The sequence below is a fragment of the Pseudodesulfovibrio indicus genome, from assembly GCF_001563225.1.
GTDB lineage: Bacteria > Desulfobacterota > Desulfovibrionia > Desulfovibrionales > Desulfovibrionaceae > Pseudodesulfovibrio > Pseudodesulfovibrio indicus.
Genome location: NZ_CP014206.1, coordinates 2283728 through 2300430, shown reverse-complemented (window position 1 = coordinate 2300430; position 16703 = coordinate 2283728). Strand labels below are relative to the sequence as shown.

At 63.6% G+C, this 16703-nt stretch carries 15 protein-coding genes and 1 pseudogene; 6 read left to right on the top strand and 10 right to left on the bottom strand.

Annotated features, from left to right (window positions below; genetic code table 11):
* Nucleotides 1–26: 26 nt before the first annotated feature.
* Nucleotides 27–1267: pseudogene (locus tag AWY79_RS10170) on the bottom strand (aminotransferase-like domain-containing protein).
* A gap of 378 nt (nt 1268–1645) precedes the next feature.
* Between AWY79_RS10170 and AWY79_RS10165 the strand changes: the two are divergent.
* Nucleotides 1646–2407, top strand: a complete 762-nt coding sequence (locus AWY79_RS10165; RefSeq protein ID WP_066803196.1) for a substrate-binding periplasmic protein — start codon at nt 1646–1648, stop codon at nt 2405–2407.
* Between the two features lie 90 nt (nt 2408–2497).
* Here AWY79_RS10165 and AWY79_RS19115 read toward each other — a convergent pair whose 3' ends face one another.
* The 6 genes from AWY79_RS19115 to AWY79_RS10140 all read right to left on the bottom strand — a co-directional run bounded on the left by AWY79_RS19115 (nt 2498) and on the right by AWY79_RS10140 (nt 7681).
* Nucleotides 2498–2668: a hypothetical protein gene (locus tag AWY79_RS19115; RefSeq protein WP_166671385.1), complete on the bottom strand. Its 171-nt coding sequence runs from the start codon at nt 2666–2668 to the stop codon at nt 2498–2500.
* Between the two features lie 93 nt (nt 2669–2761).
* A complete protein-coding gene (locus tag AWY79_RS10160) occupies nt 2762–3313 on the bottom strand; it encodes a Fe-S-containing hydro-lyase (protein WP_066803193.1) in 552 nt (183 codons plus the stop codon).
* Entirely contained in the window at nt 3313–4152 is an 840-nt protein-coding gene (locus AWY79_RS10155; RefSeq protein ID WP_066803189.1) for a fumarate hydratase, read from the bottom strand. The genes AWY79_RS10160 and AWY79_RS10155 overlap by 1 nt, the downstream gene beginning before the upstream one ends.
* A gap of 288 nt (nt 4153–4440) precedes the next feature.
* Nucleotides 4441–5178 (bottom strand): fumarate reductase iron-sulfur subunit, encoded by a 738-nt coding sequence (locus AWY79_RS10150; protein WP_066803186.1) that lies wholly within the window; start codon nt 5176–5178, stop codon nt 4441–4443.
* Nucleotides 5179–5181: 3 nt separating this feature from the next.
* Nucleotides 5182–7017: a fumarate reductase flavoprotein subunit gene (locus AWY79_RS10145; RefSeq protein WP_066803183.1), complete on the bottom strand. Its 1836-nt coding sequence runs from the start codon at nt 7015–7017 to the stop codon at nt 5182–5184.
* Nucleotides 7018–7030: 13 nt separating this feature from the next.
* Nucleotides 7031–7681 carry a succinate dehydrogenase/fumarate reductase transmembrane subunit gene (locus AWY79_RS10140; RefSeq protein ID WP_066803180.1) on the bottom strand — a complete coding sequence of 217 codons (651 nt, stop codon included), beginning with the start codon at nt 7679–7681 and terminating at the stop codon, nt 7031–7033.
* A 389-nt stretch (nt 7682–8070) separates the two neighbouring features.
* On the opposite strand from AWY79_RS10140, the gene AWY79_RS10135 reads away from it, so the two are divergent.
* The 5 genes from AWY79_RS10135 to AWY79_RS10115 all read left to right on the top strand — a co-directional run bounded on the left by AWY79_RS10135 (nt 8071) and on the right by AWY79_RS10115 (nt 13378).
* A complete protein-coding gene (locus AWY79_RS10135; protein ID WP_078063749.1) occupies nt 8071–10773 on the top strand; it encodes a M16 family metallopeptidase in 2703 nt (900 codons plus the stop codon).
* 337 nt (nt 10774–11110) lie between these two features.
* Nucleotides 11111–11689: a TetR/AcrR family transcriptional regulator gene (locus AWY79_RS10130; RefSeq protein ID WP_066803177.1), complete on the top strand. Its 579-nt coding sequence runs from the start codon at nt 11111–11113 to the stop codon at nt 11687–11689.
* 79 nt (nt 11690–11768) lie between these two features.
* Nucleotides 11769–12284, top strand: a complete 516-nt coding sequence (locus AWY79_RS10125; RefSeq protein WP_066803174.1) for a carboxymuconolactone decarboxylase family protein — start codon at nt 11769–11771, stop codon at nt 12282–12284.
* A gap of 138 nt (nt 12285–12422) precedes the next feature.
* Nucleotides 12423–12761, top strand: a complete 339-nt coding sequence (locus AWY79_RS10120) for a YbjQ family protein (protein ID WP_066803171.1) — start codon at nt 12423–12425, stop codon at nt 12759–12761.
* A 41-nt stretch (nt 12762–12802) separates the two neighbouring features.
* Nucleotides 12803–13378 carry a DUF2238 domain-containing protein gene (locus tag AWY79_RS10115; protein ID WP_066807167.1) on the top strand — a complete coding sequence of 192 codons (576 nt, stop codon included), beginning with the start codon at nt 12803–12805 and terminating at the stop codon, nt 13376–13378.
* A 185-nt stretch (nt 13379–13563) separates the two neighbouring features.
* On the opposite strand, the gene aroC is transcribed toward AWY79_RS10115, so the two are convergent.
* From aroC to AWY79_RS10100, 3 genes are read right to left on the bottom strand one after another with little or no spacing between them, the layout of a single operon-like run.
* Complete coding sequence (gene aroC / locus AWY79_RS10110; protein WP_066803169.1) at nt 13564–14628, bottom strand: chorismate synthase; 1065 nt, start codon at nt 14626–14628, stop codon at nt 13564–13566.
* A gap of 9 nt (nt 14629–14637) precedes the next feature.
* Entirely contained in the window at nt 14638–15297 is a 660-nt protein-coding gene (locus tag AWY79_RS10105) for a potassium channel family protein (RefSeq protein ID WP_066803166.1), read from the bottom strand.
* Nucleotides 15298–15314: 17 nt separating this feature from the next.
* Complete coding sequence (locus tag AWY79_RS10100; RefSeq protein ID WP_066803163.1) at nt 15315–16673, bottom strand: TrkH family potassium uptake protein; 1359 nt, start codon at nt 16671–16673, stop codon at nt 15315–15317.
* Nucleotides 16674–16703: the final 30 nt, after the last annotated feature.

Here is a 16703-nt window from a genome sequence, read left to right as displayed (position 1 = left end):
GCCGGGCGTCCCTCCGACCAGGCGCGTTACTTCAGGAACGATCCGATGGACTTGCCCAGCCGCTTGATGCCCTCCTCGATCCGGGCTTCATCGGAGTTGGAGAAGTTGAGGCGCAGCGTGTTCTCGCCGGAGCCGTCCACGTAGAACGGCCTGCCGGGCACGAAGGCGACCTTGTCCTTGATGGCCATGTCGAACAGATCCATGCTGGAGCACCCTTCGGGCATGGTCGCCCACAGGAACATGCCGCCCTCCGGCTTGGTGATGGTCACCGCGTCCGGGAAGTACCTGCCGATCATCTCCACCATGCACTCGCGCTGGCGGCCGTACCGCTCCTTGATCAGCGCCACGTGGGCCTCGATGTCGTTGGTCTCCAGATAGCGGCGCATGATCGCCTGGGATACCGTGGAGGTGTGCAGGTCCGCGGCCTGCTTGGCGATGACCAGCTTGTCACCGCCGGTGGCACCGCGGACGCGGGGCAGGTCCGCGGCCTGCTTGGCGATGACCAGCTTGTCGTAGACGCCCTTGTCCGGGGCGACCACCCAGCCGATGCGGAAGCCGGGCGCGGCGATCTTGGAGAAGGAGCCGCACAGGATGCCGGGCTTCTTGCAGAAGGCATAGACGCTGGGCAGGTGCTCGCCCAGAAAGCGCAGCTCGCCGTACGGATCGTCCTCGACGAAGAGCACGTCGTACTTGTCGGTCAGGGCCGCCACGGCCTTGCGCTTCTCCAGGGAGTAGCTCACGCCGGACGGATTCTGGAAGTTGGGCACGGCGTAAAAACACTTGGCCCCGTCCTTGAAGGCCGCTTCCAGCTCGACCAGGTTCGGGCCGTCGTCCTCCAGGGAGACGGTCACGAATTCCGGCTCGAAGATGGAAAAAGCCTGGATGGCGCCCAGGTAGCCGGGCCGCTCGATGACCACCTTGTCCCCCTTGTCCAGGAAGACCTTGGCGCATATGTCGAGAATCTGCTGCGAACCGGTGGTCACCAGGATGGCGTCGGGGTCCACGGTCAGGCCGCGCTCCAGGTAGCGCTTGGCGATGATCGCCCGCAACCCGCGTCGCCCTCGGTGGTGGAATACTGCAGTGCGCTCGCGCCGATATCCTCGAAAACCGCGCGCGAGGCCGAGTTCATGGCGGCGACGGGGAAGAGTTCGGGATTGGGCAGACCGCCCGCAAAGGAAATGATTTCGGGATCAGCCGTGACTTTGAGAATCTCCCGGATGAACGAACGGTGCACGGTGCCCATTCTCCGGGCGTATTTGTCGGACATGATACACTCCTTGAAGTCATTTGGGATACTCCGAATTCAACTGCCTTGCAAGGGCGTAAGCCCAAGAATGGAAAAGGAATATCGTCACGGAACCACCCGGCGTTCCAGGCAAAAAAAGAGGACCGGGGATCAATCCGGTCCTCAAGGGGCAAGAAGAGGAGAATATGCATGTACCATGCGGTCCGCCCGAGCCGCCGGGTGGAAACGTTCCATCAGCGAAACGGGCCATGTACAATCTAACAATAACTATTATCGGAACAGTGTCAACATGGAAGTTGAACAAGCCGGGCGAACCGGGAAAAAAGTGCGTTTTTCCATGGTACGAATATTGCTAACTTGAGAGCATTTTGGTAAGCAAAGTCAACGGATTGACCCACTATGAAATGCATATTCACAAGCCTTATTCTCACCGCCTTTCTTGTCTTCGGCGCACTGCCCGCATGGGGTGAGAACTTTATCGCCCTGGCACCGCCCTACCCGCCCTACTGCGTCAGCTCCGGGCTGACAGTCAAGGGCATGGCGGTATCCACTCTGACCACCATCATGAACATGTGCGGCATCCCCCTCGACGAGGACCGGATCAAGCTCATGTCCTGGACCTACGCCTTCGAGAACACGGTGCGCGGGCCGGAGCGGATCATGCTCAACGCCCAACGCACGCCCGACTCCGAGCAACTGTTCAAATGGGTCGGCCCGGTGGTCACGTCCAAGATCGTGCTCATCGGCCGCAAGCGGGACAAGCTGTTCATCCCCACCAGGGAGCAGCTGAACGGCTATCGCATCGCCACCGTGCGCTGGAGCCGCCCCGAGAAGAGCCTGCTGGCCGGGGGCGTGGACAAGGACAAGCTGGAGCGTCATCCCAGCCACGTCCAGGCCCTGCGCAGTCTCGACAAGGGCGAAGTGGACCTGTTCGCCTTCACCCAGCTCGGCGCGCCCTGCCTCATGGAGGGACTCGGCATGAGCAAGGACGACTACGAGATCTGCTTCACCTTTGACGAGGAACCGCTCTACTTCGCCTTCAGCAAGGACACCGACGACAACCTCATTGCGCGCCTCAACCGGGCGCTCAAGGACATGAAGGCCTCCGGGCCGAGCGGCAAGAGCCAGTTCGACATGATGTTCGAGGGACAGCTGGACTAGGTGGAATCGGGGAGTGCGGAGCGGGAGCTGCCCGGGGAACCGGGCGGAATAACTGGAACAAAGAAGAAGGGGCCGCGAGGCCCCTTTGGTTTATTCCTTATCCGGTGACCAGTTCGGGTCGCGATATTTGTCGGGATTGTACAGACGCCAATCGGAACCGTCGTCATACTTCTCATCCGCACCGGGATACGGTGTGTAGAGCTTCTCGTCCTTCTTGTCGTCCTTGTGGCAATCCACATCTTCAAAGTACGTTTTTTCCATGACAAACCTCTGATTTCCTGAACTTTAGTTCACCTCAATCAGAACAAAATCCTTGAGGCCGGGCGCCCTGCGCCCAGCCCCTTCGTGAATCAATTACCCGGCTGTGTCAAGCTTCGGTTTGACGTACAATTCACCGCCGTGGCAGTCGTTGATGACCAGCAGGGGGAAATCCTTGACCTTCATGGCCCGGATCGCCTCCGGTCCCAATTCCTCGAAAGCGATGACCGTGGACTCCACGATGGAGTTGGAGAGCAGCGCGCCCGCGCCGCCCGTGGCCCCGAAGTACACGCCCTTATACTGCTTCATCGCCTCCTTGACCTCGTCCGACCGCTTGCCCTTGCCGATGGACGCCTTCATGCCCAGGGAATGGAGCCTGGGGGCATAGGTATCCATGCGGTAGCTGGTGGTCGGCCCGGCGGACCCGATGGGCCTGCCCGGAGGGGCCGGGGAAGGACCGACGTAGTAGATGGCCGAGCCTTCCAGTTCAAAGGGCAGCTCCTTGCCCGCGTCCAGCAGGTCCATCAGCTTCTTGTGGGCCGCGTCGCGCGCCGAGTGGATGGTGCCGGTCAGGAAGACCACGTCCCCGGCCTTCAGCTGCTCGATGTCCTCGTCCGTCAGCGGAGTGTTCAGTCTGTATTCAGCCATTAGAGTTCCACCTCCTCGTGACGCTGGGAATGACACTGGACGTTGACCGCCAGCGGAAGACTGGCCAGGTGGCACGGCTCCAGGGCGATCTTCACGCCCAGCACCGTGGTCTTGCCGCCCAGCCCCATGGGGCCGATGCCGAGCGCGTTCACCGCGTCCTCAAGCTCCTTCTCCATGGCCGCGACCTTGGGGTCCGGATGAACGTCGTCCAGCTTGCGCAAGAGCGTCTTCTTGGCGATCTTGGCCGCGTGCTCGAAGGTTCCGCCGATGCCCACGCCGATGATCGTGGGCGGGCACGGGTTCGGCCCGGCCTCGGCCACGCGGTTGACCACGAACTGCTTGATGCCCTCCCAACCCTGGGCCGGGGCGAGCATGGTCACGCGGGACATGTTCTCCGCGCCGCCGCCCTTGGCCATGTAGGCGATCTTGAGCTTGTCGCCCGGGACCATGTCGAAATGGATGATCGCCGGGGTGCCGTCGCCGGTGTTGGCGCGGGTCAGCGGATCGCACGAAGACTTGCGCAGGTAGCCGTCGGCATATCCCTTGCGCACACCCTCGTTGATCAGCTCGCGCAGGTTGCCGCCGACCACCTTGCAGTCGTCGCCGACCTCCACGTAAAACACGGCCAGCCCGCAGTCCTGGCACAGCGGCAGCTTCGTCTCCATGGACAAATCCGCATTCTCCAGCAACTGGCGCAGGACCTCCTTGGCCGACGGAGAGGTCTCCTCGGCCATGGCCCGCTCGAATTTCGCGCGGACGTCCTGCGGCAATTCCGTGTTCGCCTTCATGCACATGGCGGCCACGGCTTCCACAATATCCGAACCTTGTATCTCTCGCATAATGATGCCTCCGGTTGATGCCTCCGGCGGCCAGAGGGGAACCTTTTGAAAAAGTTCCCCCTCTGGACTCCCCTTCAAAACTCTTTGTCGCTCGCTTCGCTCGAAACCGTGCGAGCGCGTATGTCTTACTTCAATGAACCAATGCCCTTCAGGCAGCCGCCCCCCCCTTTCGCGAAGCGACCCAAAAAGTTTGGGAAGGGAGAGGGGATGGGGGTCCGGGGGAAGGGGAGAGGGATAACCCTTTTCAAAGGGTTTCCCTCTCCCCTTCCCCCGGCCGCTTGAGGCTTCCTATTTCTTAAAGATCCGCTTGAGGGACGTGATGCCCATCTTGCGGCGCAGGAAGCCGAGCTGGTTTTGCAGCGGCAGGTGCTTGGGGCAGACGTCTTCGCAGGCCAGCAGGCCCATGCAGCCGAAGATGCCCATGTCGTTGCCGATGATCTCGTAATAGTCGCGTTCGGTCCGCTGGTCGCGCGGGTCGATGAGGAACCGGGCCACGCGGTTGAGGGCCGCGGCGCCCATGAAGTCCTCGCGCAGCCGCGCGGTGCCGCAGGCCGAGATGCAGCAGCCGCATTCCACGCACCGCTCCAGCTCATAGATGGCCACGGCGTCCTTGTTGTCCATGCGCTCTTCCAACGCGGTGGGATCGAACACCTTGTTGGTATGAATCCAGGACTCGGTCTTGGTGTACATCTCGCGGAACCAGGTGCCGGTATCCACGGACAGGTCGCCCACCAGCTTGAAGACCGGCAGGGGCAGAAGCGTGATCTCGCCCGGCAGGTCCTTGGTCTTGGTGTGGCAAGCCAGGCCGGGACGGCCGTTGATGACCATGCCGCAGGAGCCGCAGATGCCCGCACGGCAGCAGAAGTCGAACTGCAGCGACGGGTCCTGCTCCTCGCGGATGCGGTTGAGCGCGATGAACAGGGTCATGGCGTCGGTCTCTTCCAGCACGAACTCCTGCATGTGCGGCGTGGACTGCTCGTCCTCGGGATTGTAGCGGAAGATGTTGAATTTCAATAATCTGGACATGGGCTATTCCTTCTTGTCGTCGGCGCTGATGATTTCGGACTTGCCGTAGCCACGGTCTCCCGGAGGAATCTCGACAACGGAGGTGGCCGGTTCGTATTCCAGCGTCGGCAGGGTGTCGTCCGGCTTCTTCCAGTAGGCCAGGGTGCGGGTCAGCCAGTCGCGGTCGTTGCGCGCGGGGAAATCCTCGCGGTTGTGCGACCCGCGCGACTCGGTGCGCATGAGCGCGCCGTAGGCGACCATCAGAGCCATCCTGACCTGGCCTTCCAGCTTGAGGGCGGCGGCCAGCTCGGGGTTCACGCCCTTGCCGTTGGAACGCAGCCCGACCTTCTTGGCGCGGATCAGGGTCTCCTGCAGGGAGGCCACGCATTTTTCGAGGCCGTCCTGGGTGCGGAAGATGTTCGCGCCCTTGTGCAGGGCGTCCTGCATGGCGGCCCGGACCTTGTAGACGTTCTCGGAGCCGTTGGCGCCGCTGATCAGGTCGTCGATGCGCGTCTGCTGCTTCCTGACCTCGTCATTGATGAGCGCGGTCTTGAACTCGGTCTCGCACCCGGCCAGGTATTCGGCGACCTTGCGGCCGATGATGCCGCCCGCGACCACGGTCTCGGCCAGGGAGTTGCCGCCCAGCCGGTTGAAGCCGTGCATGTCCCAGCAGGCCGCCTCGCCCGCCGCGAACAGCCCCTTGAGGCCGTAGGCCGCGCCGTCCTTGTTGGTGCGCACGCCGCCCATGGAATAGTGCTGGGTGGGGCGCACGGGGATGAGTTGATGGATGGGGTCCACGCCCAGGAAGGAGGTACAGATCTCGTAGACCTCGCGGAGCTTGCCGGTGATGTGCTCCTCTCCCAGGTGGCGGATGTCGAGCCACAGGTGCTCGCCGTAGGGCGATTTCACGCCATGGCCTTCGCGCATGTGGTGGGTCATCCAGCGGGAGACCACGTCGCGGGAGGCCAGCTCGGCCTTTTCCGGCTCGTAGATGTCCATGAACCGCTTTTCGTCCACGTCGAGCAGGGTGCCGCCGTCGCCCCGGCAACCCTCGGTGACCAGGATGTCGGTGGGCACGATGCCGGTGGGATGGAACTGGACCGCCTCCATGTTGCCCATGGGAACCACGCCGGTCCCGATGCACAGGGTATGCGCCCCGCCGTCGCAGATGACCGCGTTGGTGGTGTTCGGATAGATGCGCCCGAAGCCGCCCGAGGCGATCATGGTCGCCTTGGACAGGTAGACGCGCAGCTCGCCGGTGCGCAGGCAGCGGGCGACCACGCCGTAGCAGGTCTCGCCGTCCTGGATCAGGCCGATGGCCTCGGTTTTGTCGTGAACCTCCACGCCCTTCTCGGCGCAGCGGTTGTCCATGGTGCACATGACCGCGTGGCCGGTGCCGTCCGAGGTGTAGCAGGTGCGCCACTTGGCCGTGCCGCCGAAGGAGCGGGCCATGATCAGCCCTTCCTTTTCCTGGGCCTCGACCTTCTCGAACTGCTTGCCGCCCTTGTAGTAGATGGACTTGCCGGGCACCACGCGGTTCCAGGGCACGCCCCAATGGGCCAGGCGGCGCATCTCGATGGGGGCGGTGTCCGCGAACAGGCGGGCGACCTCCTGGTCGCAGCCCCAGTCGGACCCCTTGACGGTGTCGGCGAAATGGACGTCGGGACCGTCGCCCTCGCCCATGACCGAGTTGCCCAGCGAGGCCTGCATGCCGCCCTGGGCGGCGGAGGAATGGGACCGCCGGGCCGGGACCAGGCTCAAACAGATGGCGGAGAATCCGGCTTCGGCCGCTTCCACGGCCGCCCGTTCGCCCGCCAGACCTGCGCCGACAACGAGAAAATCGGTGTAGATAGTCTGCATGGCATATTCTCCGTTAGTTGAGGCTGAAGAACAGGAACCGGGCCAGAGTGACCAGCCCGATACAGATGAAGGTCAGCGTGAGGATGTTCTCCCCGCGCTTGAACTTGCCCCGCTCACGATCCTTGATGAACCCCCACTTCACGCCGATGCGGTAGAAGCCGATGCCCACGTGGAGCTCGGCCAGCGGCAGCAGGAAGAGGTAGAACACGGCCCAGAAACCGGTCTGGACGCGGGCCGCTGACTTGGCGGCGGTGATGGGCAGGTCGGTCAGGACCACCCACATGTGGATGGACCCCATGACCAGGATCAGCATGGCGGAGACCACCTGGATGACCCACAGCCAGGTGTCGCCGTGGTGCATCATCCGTGCGTGCTGCCAGATGACCTTCTGGCCCTCGAACCGGAAGGGAATCTTCCGGGCCGCGAGCACGAAATGCGTCAGAAAGACGAGAAAAATGAGCGGACCGCCCACCTGGGCCATGCCGGTCGCCTCGAAGAACTCGGCGATACCGTTCATGAGCCGGGGGCTGATGACGACACTGGAAACCAGTAACATGTGACACCACATGAACAAAATCAGGCTGGCGCCGGACAGCATTTGCAGCCAGTCCATTGTGCCATCCCACTTGCCGGATTTGCCAGCTGGTGCGTAACTGATGGACATTCAATTCCTCCGTTTTGTTGAACACAGAAGCTCCCTAGACAATCAAAGCCAACCTAGGCCGGTAAAAAGAAATTTGTCAATATCTCCAACCCCATCTAGAGACTCCGTCGACCCGCCACGGAAGCCTTCCGGCAGGGAAAAAAGGCATTGATTGCACGCTCAAACCAATGATTTCGGGCCACTGTAATTTTTTGGGTACATTGCGAAAAAAATCACACCCTCCCCTCCGCCGCCGAGCCGACCCTTTTGCCATTTCCATTTCCGCGCCTCTCGGTTAGGGTACTTCCCTGCTCCGGTTGCCAGACCGACTTTCGGACTTATCTTATTAACCGCACCGACAACCAATTGATCAAGGCAACAATGACCAAGACACCTCTGGAGTTGATTCCATGTTCCGAAAACTCTTATTGCTGGCGGGACTTTCCCTGCTCCTGGCCGGCTGTGAATTCGCCCATATGAATAAAAGAACCGAGACCGCACCGGCCCCGGCCCCTGCCATGGAAGCGCCCCTGCCCGACCTGACCGAAAACGCGCAGGGCGCGCCGAACATCGTCAGGCTCAAGAACGGCCTGACCGTGCTGATCAAGGAGGACGACCGGTTTCCGCTGGTCAACGTCCGCCTCTACGTCCACGCGGGCAGCGCCTATGAAACCCCGAAGATCGCGGGCATCAGCCATCTGCTCGAGCACATGGTCTTCAAGGGCACCAAGAAGCGCGGCCCCGGCGAAACCGCCCGGCAGATCGAGTCCGTGGGCGGCAGCCTGAACGCGGCCACCAGCTTCGACTACACCGTCTATTATGTGGAAGTGCCCGACGACCAGTGGAGCCTGGGCATGGACGTGGTCACGGACATGGCCTTCAACCAGGTCATCGACCCCGCCGAGCTGAAGAGCGAGCAGAAAGTCGTCCTTGAGGAACTTGAGCGCGGCGAGGACACGCCCTCCAGCAAGCTGTTCAAGACCCTCCAGTCCATGGTCTGGAAGGACTCAAGCTACGCCTGGCCGATCATCGGCTACCGCGAGACCGTGCCCGCCCTGTCCCGCGCGGACATCAAGAACTACATCGCCACCCACTACCAGCCGCAGTCCATGCTCCTGGCCGTGGTCGGCAAGGTGGACCCGGACAAGATCCTGGCCGAGGCCGACCGGCTGCTCGGCTCCCTGGAGAACACCCGGTCCTTCACCCCGCCCGAGACCCTGCCCATTCCCGAAGCGGGTAGCGGGCCGCAGGTGGTCAAGATGTCCGGCAAGTGGAACAAGGTGTACCTGGGCGCGGCGTTCCCCATCCCGCATTCCTCCTCTGCCGAGATTCCCGGGCTTGAGCTGCTCTGCCAGCTGCTCGGCGGCGACGACACCTCGCGCCTGTACCGGACCTTCAAGTACGACCGCCAACTGGTGGACGAGATCTCCGTGGCCCCGCTCTCCCTGGAGCGCGGCGGCATGCTCTACGTGCACGCCGTGCTCGACGCGGACAAGGTGGAGCAATTCTGGACCGAGCTGAACAAGGAGCTGGCCTCCTTCGATCCGGCGGACTTCACCGACCGCGAGATCGAGCGCGCCCGGCTGAACCTGGAGAATTCCCTGTTCCTGGCCAAGGAGACCCTTTCCGGCCTGGCGGGCAAGCTCGGCTACTTCCAGTTCTTCGAGGGCGGCGAACAGGCGGAGACCAACTACCTCTTCGCCCTGCACCAGGCGGACCGCGCCGAGATGAAGCATCTCTTCGACAAGTATGTCCGGCCCGACCAGCTCGCCCTGGCCGTGCTCGAACCCGAAAACGGCGGCGTGGACGCGGACAAGCTGGCCGCCATCACCCGGGCGGACTGGCCGGTCAAGGCGTCCGTCAAGAAGAGCGCCGCCGCCGAGTCCGTCTCCGGCACCACTGAAATCGCCCTGCCCGGCGGGTCCAAGCTGGTGCTGCTGCCCGACGAGACCCTGCCCTACACGGCCATGAGCTTCTACTGGACCGGCGGCGACGGCGAACTGACCCCGGACCAGCAGGGCCTGGCCGCGCTCACGGCGGGCGCCCTGACGCGCGGCACCAACGCCATGTCCGCTACCGAATTGCAGGACTTCCTGTCCGACTACGCGGCCAGCCTGGGTTCGACCGCGGGCCGCAACGTGTTTGCGGTGGAGGCCAAGTTCCCCACCCGGTTCACGGACAAGGTCCTGCCGGTCATCCGCGATACCCTGACCGCGCCCGCCTTCTCGGCAACCGAGGTGGCCCGCGCCAAGCAGGACCAGATCGCGTCCATCAAGCAGCGCGAGGACCGGCCCCTGGGGCTGGCCTTCCGCCGCCTCTTCCCGTTCCTCTACAAGACCGGCCCCTACGCCCTGCTCCATGACGGCACCCCCGAAAGCGTCGAGTCCTTCACCTCGACGGACATCATCCGCTTCTGGAGCCGCCAGTCCATGCAGCCGTTCACCCTGGCCGTCTGCGGCCAGTTCGACAGTGCCGCCGTCGAGGCCTTCGCGCAGGCCATCGCCAAGACCCTGACCGCGCCCACCGGCGAATACGTCTTCTCCTCCCCGCAGTGGAACGACGAGCGCGAGGCCGACCTGCACCTGCCCGACCGCAACCAGGCCCACATCGTCATGGCCTTCCCCGCGCCGGGCAAGACCGACCTGGACGCCACCGCCAAGCTGGAGCTGCTGCGCGCCGTCCTGTCCGGCCAGTCCGGGCTGCTCTTCCGCGACCTGCGCGACAAGCAGGGGCTGGCCTACACCGTCACCGCCCTGCTCTGGCAGAGCCGCAACACCGGGTTCATGGGGCTGTACATCGGCACCGGCCCGGACAAGATCGACCAGTCCATGGACGGATTCCGCAAGGTCCTCGCCGACCTGGCCGCCAATCCGCTGCCCGAAGCGGAGCTGACCCGCGCCCGGAACATCCTGACCGGCGACTACTACCAGGAACACCAGTCCCTGCTCTCCCGCAGCCGCGAGGCGGCAAGCCTCCTCTCGCGCGGATTCTCCCTGGATCACGAACAGGCCGTCATCGAACGCGCCAAGACCGTGACCGCCGCCGAAATCCAGGAACTGGTCAAGGAATACCTCACCCCGGACAAGGCCTACGTCATGAAGGTCACGCCCTAAGGTGACGCCATATGTATCCCCAACAAAAAGGGCCGGTTGATACCGGCCCTTTTTGTTGGGGAGCCCCCGGCCCCCCATCCCCTCATCCCCCAAAACTCTTTGTGTCGCTGCGCGAGGTCTGAAGGGTAAGAAAGATGTGCTGCTGCTCGTTCACTTGAAAGAGTATCCCCCCACGCCCTCCCGCGACCGCACGGACACGAGCGAAGCGAGCGCTAAAAAGTTTTGAAAGGGAGTCCAGAGGGAAAACTTTTTCAAAAGTTTTCCCTCTGGCCGCCGGAGGCATCTTCCCCCTTGACAGCTGTAGACGACCGGTCTATTAGCTTTGGCAGAGGTCATCATGAGCGAAGACACGAGACGGCGCATATTGCAGGCCGGGGCGAACCTGGTGCATGAGCGCGGGTTCAACAACACCGGGTTGAAGGATATACTGAAGGCGGCGGGCGTTCCCAAGGGATCGTTCTATTTTTATTTCGACAACAAGGAATCCTTCGGCATCGAGATGGTGGAGCATTTCGACTCCGCGTTTCGCGAGATCATAGCCGACGCCCGCAACACGCCCGGCCTCCCCCCGCTGGACAAGCTGCGCCGCATCTTCGACGGATTCGCGGCCCACTTCGAGTCTTACGGCTACACGCGAGGCTGTCCCATCGGCAACCTGGCCCAGGAAATGGGCGACCTGTCCGAGCCGTTCCGCGCCCGGTTGCGCCAGGCCCTGGACGGCATGAGCAAATCCATCGCCGATATCCTGGACGACGCCGTGGAAAGCGGCGACCTCCCGCCCGCCACGGACACCTGGGAAACCGCCGTGTTTGTGGTCGAGGCATGGCACGGCGCCATCATCCGCATGAAGGTGACCAAGGACGGGGAGCCGCTCAGACTCTGCAACCGATTCATTTTCGACAAGATATTGAAGTAGCCGCCACCCCGGCTTCGCGGTGGCGGTTTTGTGTGCCCAACATGTAGACGACCGGTCTACTACAACCAAGGAGAAGAGCATGTTCAAGATCGATTACGTTGTCCCGGAGCAGGCCGAAGGAAGGGTGAAGGATTTGTACGCGGCCTTCCCGCCCCAGGTGGGCGTTCCCGCGCCCATCCAGCTGTACAGCGCCAGCCCGCGCTACCTGGCCAACCAGATGGCCATGGCCGGGACGCTGATGAAGGACGAGGCCCTCGATGCCGGACTGTTGGCCGCCCTGCGCTATGTGGGCGCGTCCACGGCCTGCTTCGGGTTCTGCACCACCTTCAACAAGTCGATGCTCCAGTCCATGGGGCTGACCGAGGCCGAGGTGGAGAGCCTGCACACGGACCCGTCCAAGGCGTTCGAACCCAAGGACGCGGCCCTGATCGCGTTCGCGGCCAAGGCGGTGGCCGACCCCGATGCCGTGACCGAGGCGGACGTGGAGGCGGCCCGGGCCGCGGGCTGGACCGACCCGCATATCTTCGAGGCCACGGCCTACAGCGCGCAGATGGCGACCGTGGGCATCGTGTTCCGCGCCTTTGCCGCGCGGTAGGCCGTGAAAAGGAAGGGGAGGACCGCGACCGGTCTCCCCTTCCCTGCGGAAGCAATCGTTCCGGGGCTTGCCCCCGCCCCCAGGGTGCGCTACAAATCCTGAGCAACAACATTCCGTTATCACTTCGAGGGGACTCGCATGGCGCTTATTTTCGGTTCGCCCAAACGGCCGGTCGCGGACAAGGACGACAACAGGAACGATCAGCGGTTGACCCTGGCCAAGGAAATGTACATGGCCGGGAAGATGAAGATCGTGACCACCGAGAACGTGCCGGGCCGGGACATCCAGTCCGCCTTCGGCCTGATCGTCTGCCGCAGCTACGTCTTCGACAACGCCTTCTACGGCCTCATGGCCCAGGCCGTGGACGTCAACGCCGACGCCATCGTCGGCTACCGCGAGTCCGTCTCCTTCCACCCCGAGGGCGACAAGTACTACTCCTGCTACGGCACCGCCGTGCGCATGAAAAAGCTCAAGTAGCCCATGGGCGGTTCCCCGTCTCCCGATATTTCCCCCACGGCCTGGCCGTACTCTTCCTGATTCTATGGACCGCGCTGGCCGTGAACCCGGTCATGCGCGACGTATGGTGGGCCGAGAACATCCCGGTCATGGTCGTGTTCCTGCTCCTGGCCGCCACCTACCGGTTTTTCCGTTTCTCCAACCTCGCATACGGACTCATGGGTTGCTGGCTCGTGCTGCACACCATCGGCGGGCACTACACCTTCGCCAACGTCCCCTTCGACTTCATCACCGACCTGTTCGGGTTCGAGCGCAACCACTTCGACCGGGTGGGTCACTACTCGATCGGGTTCTACGCCTTCCCCTTGGCCGAGCTGCTGACGCGCAAACGGCTGGCCAAGCCGGCGGTGGTCTATCTCTTCTCCCTGTTCGCCATCATGGCCCTGGCCGCCGGGTACGAGATCCTCGAATGGTGGTACGCGGTGCTGGCGGGCGGCGAGGCGGGCATAGAGTTCCTCGGCTCCCAGGGCGACATTTGGGACGCCCAGACCGACATGCTCTGCGACACCCTCGGGGCGGTCACGGCCCTGGTGCTGTTCTTCTTTTTCGGGATCAAGGCCGAACAACAACCGGAATAAATTAGACGTTGAAAGCCGCTTCGCAAAAAAAGGCCGGTGCGTTGATCGCACCGGCCTTTTTTCATGCAAACCCGCGCCCTAGCCGAAGGCGCGATACAAAGTTTGGGAGATTCTCAAGAACCCTTTTCAAAGGGTTCTTGAGCCGTCGAAGACGCCTCCCCGGCGAGTGGCCGCCGGGGCTGCCTCTAGTCCCGCACGCCGAGCCGCCTGTCGAGCAGGAGGACGTCCGCTATGGTCAGGGCCATCATGGCCTTGAGCACGGGATTGATGCGCGGAATGGCGCTGATGTCGTGGCGTCCGCCGACCATGATGAAGGTCGGTTCGCCCGTGGTGGTCACGGTCTGCTGTTCCTGGAGGATGGAGGCGATGGGCTTGACGTAGGCCCGGGCCACCACGTCCTGGCCGGACGAGATGCCGCCGAGGATGCCGCCCGCGTTGTTGGACAGGAAGCCGTCCGGTCCGATAGGATCGTTGTTCTCGCTACCCAGCGACCGCGCGGCCTGCACGCCGGAGCCGATCTCCACGGCCTTGACCGCTCCCACGGACATGAGCGCCGCCGCGACGCGGGCGTCGAGCTTGCCGAAGACCGGCTCGCCGAGCCCGGCGGGCAGCCCGGTGGCGCGGATCTCGACCACGCCGCCCAGGGAATCCTCGTCGTCGCGAACCTGGATGACCCGCTCGTTCCAGGTCTCCACGATGTCCGGGTCCGGGCTGAAATACGGCCTGTCCTGCGCGCCCTCGATGTCCTTGACCTCCGCCGGGATGGAGCCGAACTCCACGGTGTAGGCGTAGATCGAGATGCCCTCCTGCCGCAGCAGCTCCTGGGCGATGGCCCCGCCCGCCACGCGGGACACGGTCTCGCGCCCGGAGGAGCGCCCGCCGCCCCGGTAGTCCCGGAACCCGTACTTGGCGTTGTAGGAAAAGTCGGCGTGGCCGGGCCGGAACACGTCCTTGATCTTGGAATAATCGTGGGAGCGCTGGTTGGTGTTCTCGATGTAGAACCCGATGGGCGTGCCGGTGGTCCTGCCCTCGAACACGCCGGACAGGATCTTGACCTGGTCCGGCTCCTTGCGGGTGGTGGAGGCCAGCCCGCCCTGCCCCGGCTTGCGCCTGTCCAACTCCAGCTGGAGGATGGATTCGTCGAGCGGGATGCCCGAGGGACAGCCGTCCACGATGCCGCCCAGCCCCAGTCCGTGGGACTCGCCGAAGGTGGTCAGCTTGAAGATTTCTCCGAAGGTATTGCCGCTCATGTCCGCTCCCTAGTATTTTTCAACGCGCATGATGTCCTCGGTCCGGCCGAGCAGGACCAGAACGTCCCCGGCCTGCAACGCCCTGTCCGCCTGGGGCACGAACCGGAATTCCGAGTCCCCAGCCAGCCGGAAGGCGATGACCTGGACCTGATACCTATTGGTCAAATCCAGATCGCGCAAGGTCTTTCCTATCCAGTTCTCGACGATGATCTCGCGCACGGCCACATCCTTGCCCAGGCCGAAGTATTCCTGGAGGCCGGGCGCGGTCAGCCGGTTGGCCATCTGGGCGGCCACGAACGCCTCCGGGAAGACCACGAAGGGCACGCCGAGTTTGTAGAGCACCCGCTCGTGCGCCTCGCTGATCGCCTTGACCCAGATGTTCTTCACGCCCACGGCCTGGAGGTTGAGGACCACGAGGATGGACGCCTCCATGGAGTCGCCCGTGGAGACGATGACCCGGTCCAGCTCCTTGATGCCGATCTGGCCGAGCATGCGCTCGTCCGTGGCGTCCGCCTGGTAGACCTGGGCGATGGTGTCCTGGGCGCGGCGCACATATTCCGGGTCGTAGTCCACGCCGACCACGGAGTGGCCGAGTTCGGTCAGGGCCTTGGCCAGCGAGAACCCGAACTTGCCGAGCCCGATGACGCCGATTTCCTTTCTTTGAGCCATGATGATTCTCCTCTTGCCTAGCCGAAGGGCAGCGTGGACGTGGGCACCTTGTACCGCCGCTCGGTCTGCCAGCTCTGCAGGGCCGAGAGCAGCCAGATGGGACCGAGCCTGCCCACGAACATGAGCACGATCAGCGTGACCCGCTCGAAGTCGTCGAGCAGCGGGGTCATGCCGGTGGAGAGGCCCACGGTGGCGAAGGCGGAAATGGTTTCGAACATGTCGGCGATGAATTCCCCGCGCGCCATGAGGTAGGAGCTGTCGCCGCTTTCCAGCGAGGTCAGGACCATGGTCCCCGCCCCAACCAGGATGAAGGTCATGGTCACCAGCGAAACGACCTTGTTCATGGCCCGCTGGTCCAGGGCGAACCGCCCGATGCGGACCTGTTCCCACCCCCGGAACTCGGCCCAGACGAACCCCATCAGGGCGCGGAAAGTGGTGGTCTTGATGCCGCCCGCGCAGGAGCCGGGCGAGCCGCCGATGAGCATGAGCAGCATCATGAAGGCCAGGGACACGTTAGTCATGCCGCCGATGTCCACGGTGTTGAACCCCGCCGTGCGGCAGGTCACGGACTGGAACAGGGCGTTCCAGAAATGGTCCAGGAAATTGTCCGGCGCGTTGGCGGCCGCGCCCTCGGCCGCGAAGATGACCACGGTCCCGGCCACCACCAGGGTCAGGGACGTCTTGAGCACCACCTCGGTGTGCCAGCTGACGCGCAGGGACCTGCGCTTGCGCCGGTCGGTGAGCCACGCCCAGACCAGGGTTCCCAGCTCGTTGAGCACGTAGAAGCCGAGCCCGCCGGCGGTGATGAGCACTATGAACACGGTGTTCACCCCGCCATGCCCGGCCCACTGGGTCAGGGAGTCGGGATAGAGCGAGAAGCCCGCGTTGCAAAACGCCGAAATCGAATGGAAGACCGCCGAATACGGATTGAACCCCACCGGGTCCATGAGCCACAGGCAGAGCGCCCCCAGCGCCTCGAAGGAGAAGGCCCAGGCCACGACCCGCACCAGGAACCGGGGCAGGCTGAAGGACGGGTCGTGCAGCAGGGACTGGCCCACGGCGATGCGGTCGTTCAGGGAGACGTGGCGGCCCAGCAGATGAATGATCAGGGTGGTGAAGGTCATGATCCCCAGCCCGCCGAGCTGGATGAGCACCAGAATGACGTCCAGCCCGAAGGTCGAGAAATACGACCCGGTATCCACCACGGCCAGCCCGGTCACGCACATGGCGGAAGTGGCCGTGAACAGGGAATCCACGAAGGAAAGCGGGCCGCCGGGGTGGCTCGCGTCCAAGTGCAGGAGGAGCGCGCCGATCAGGATGGCTCCGGCAAAGAACCAGACCGGCAACCAGTAGGGCGAAAAGATTTTAGTGCGCATGGCTGTTCACGCTTATAAGCCTGACGGCCC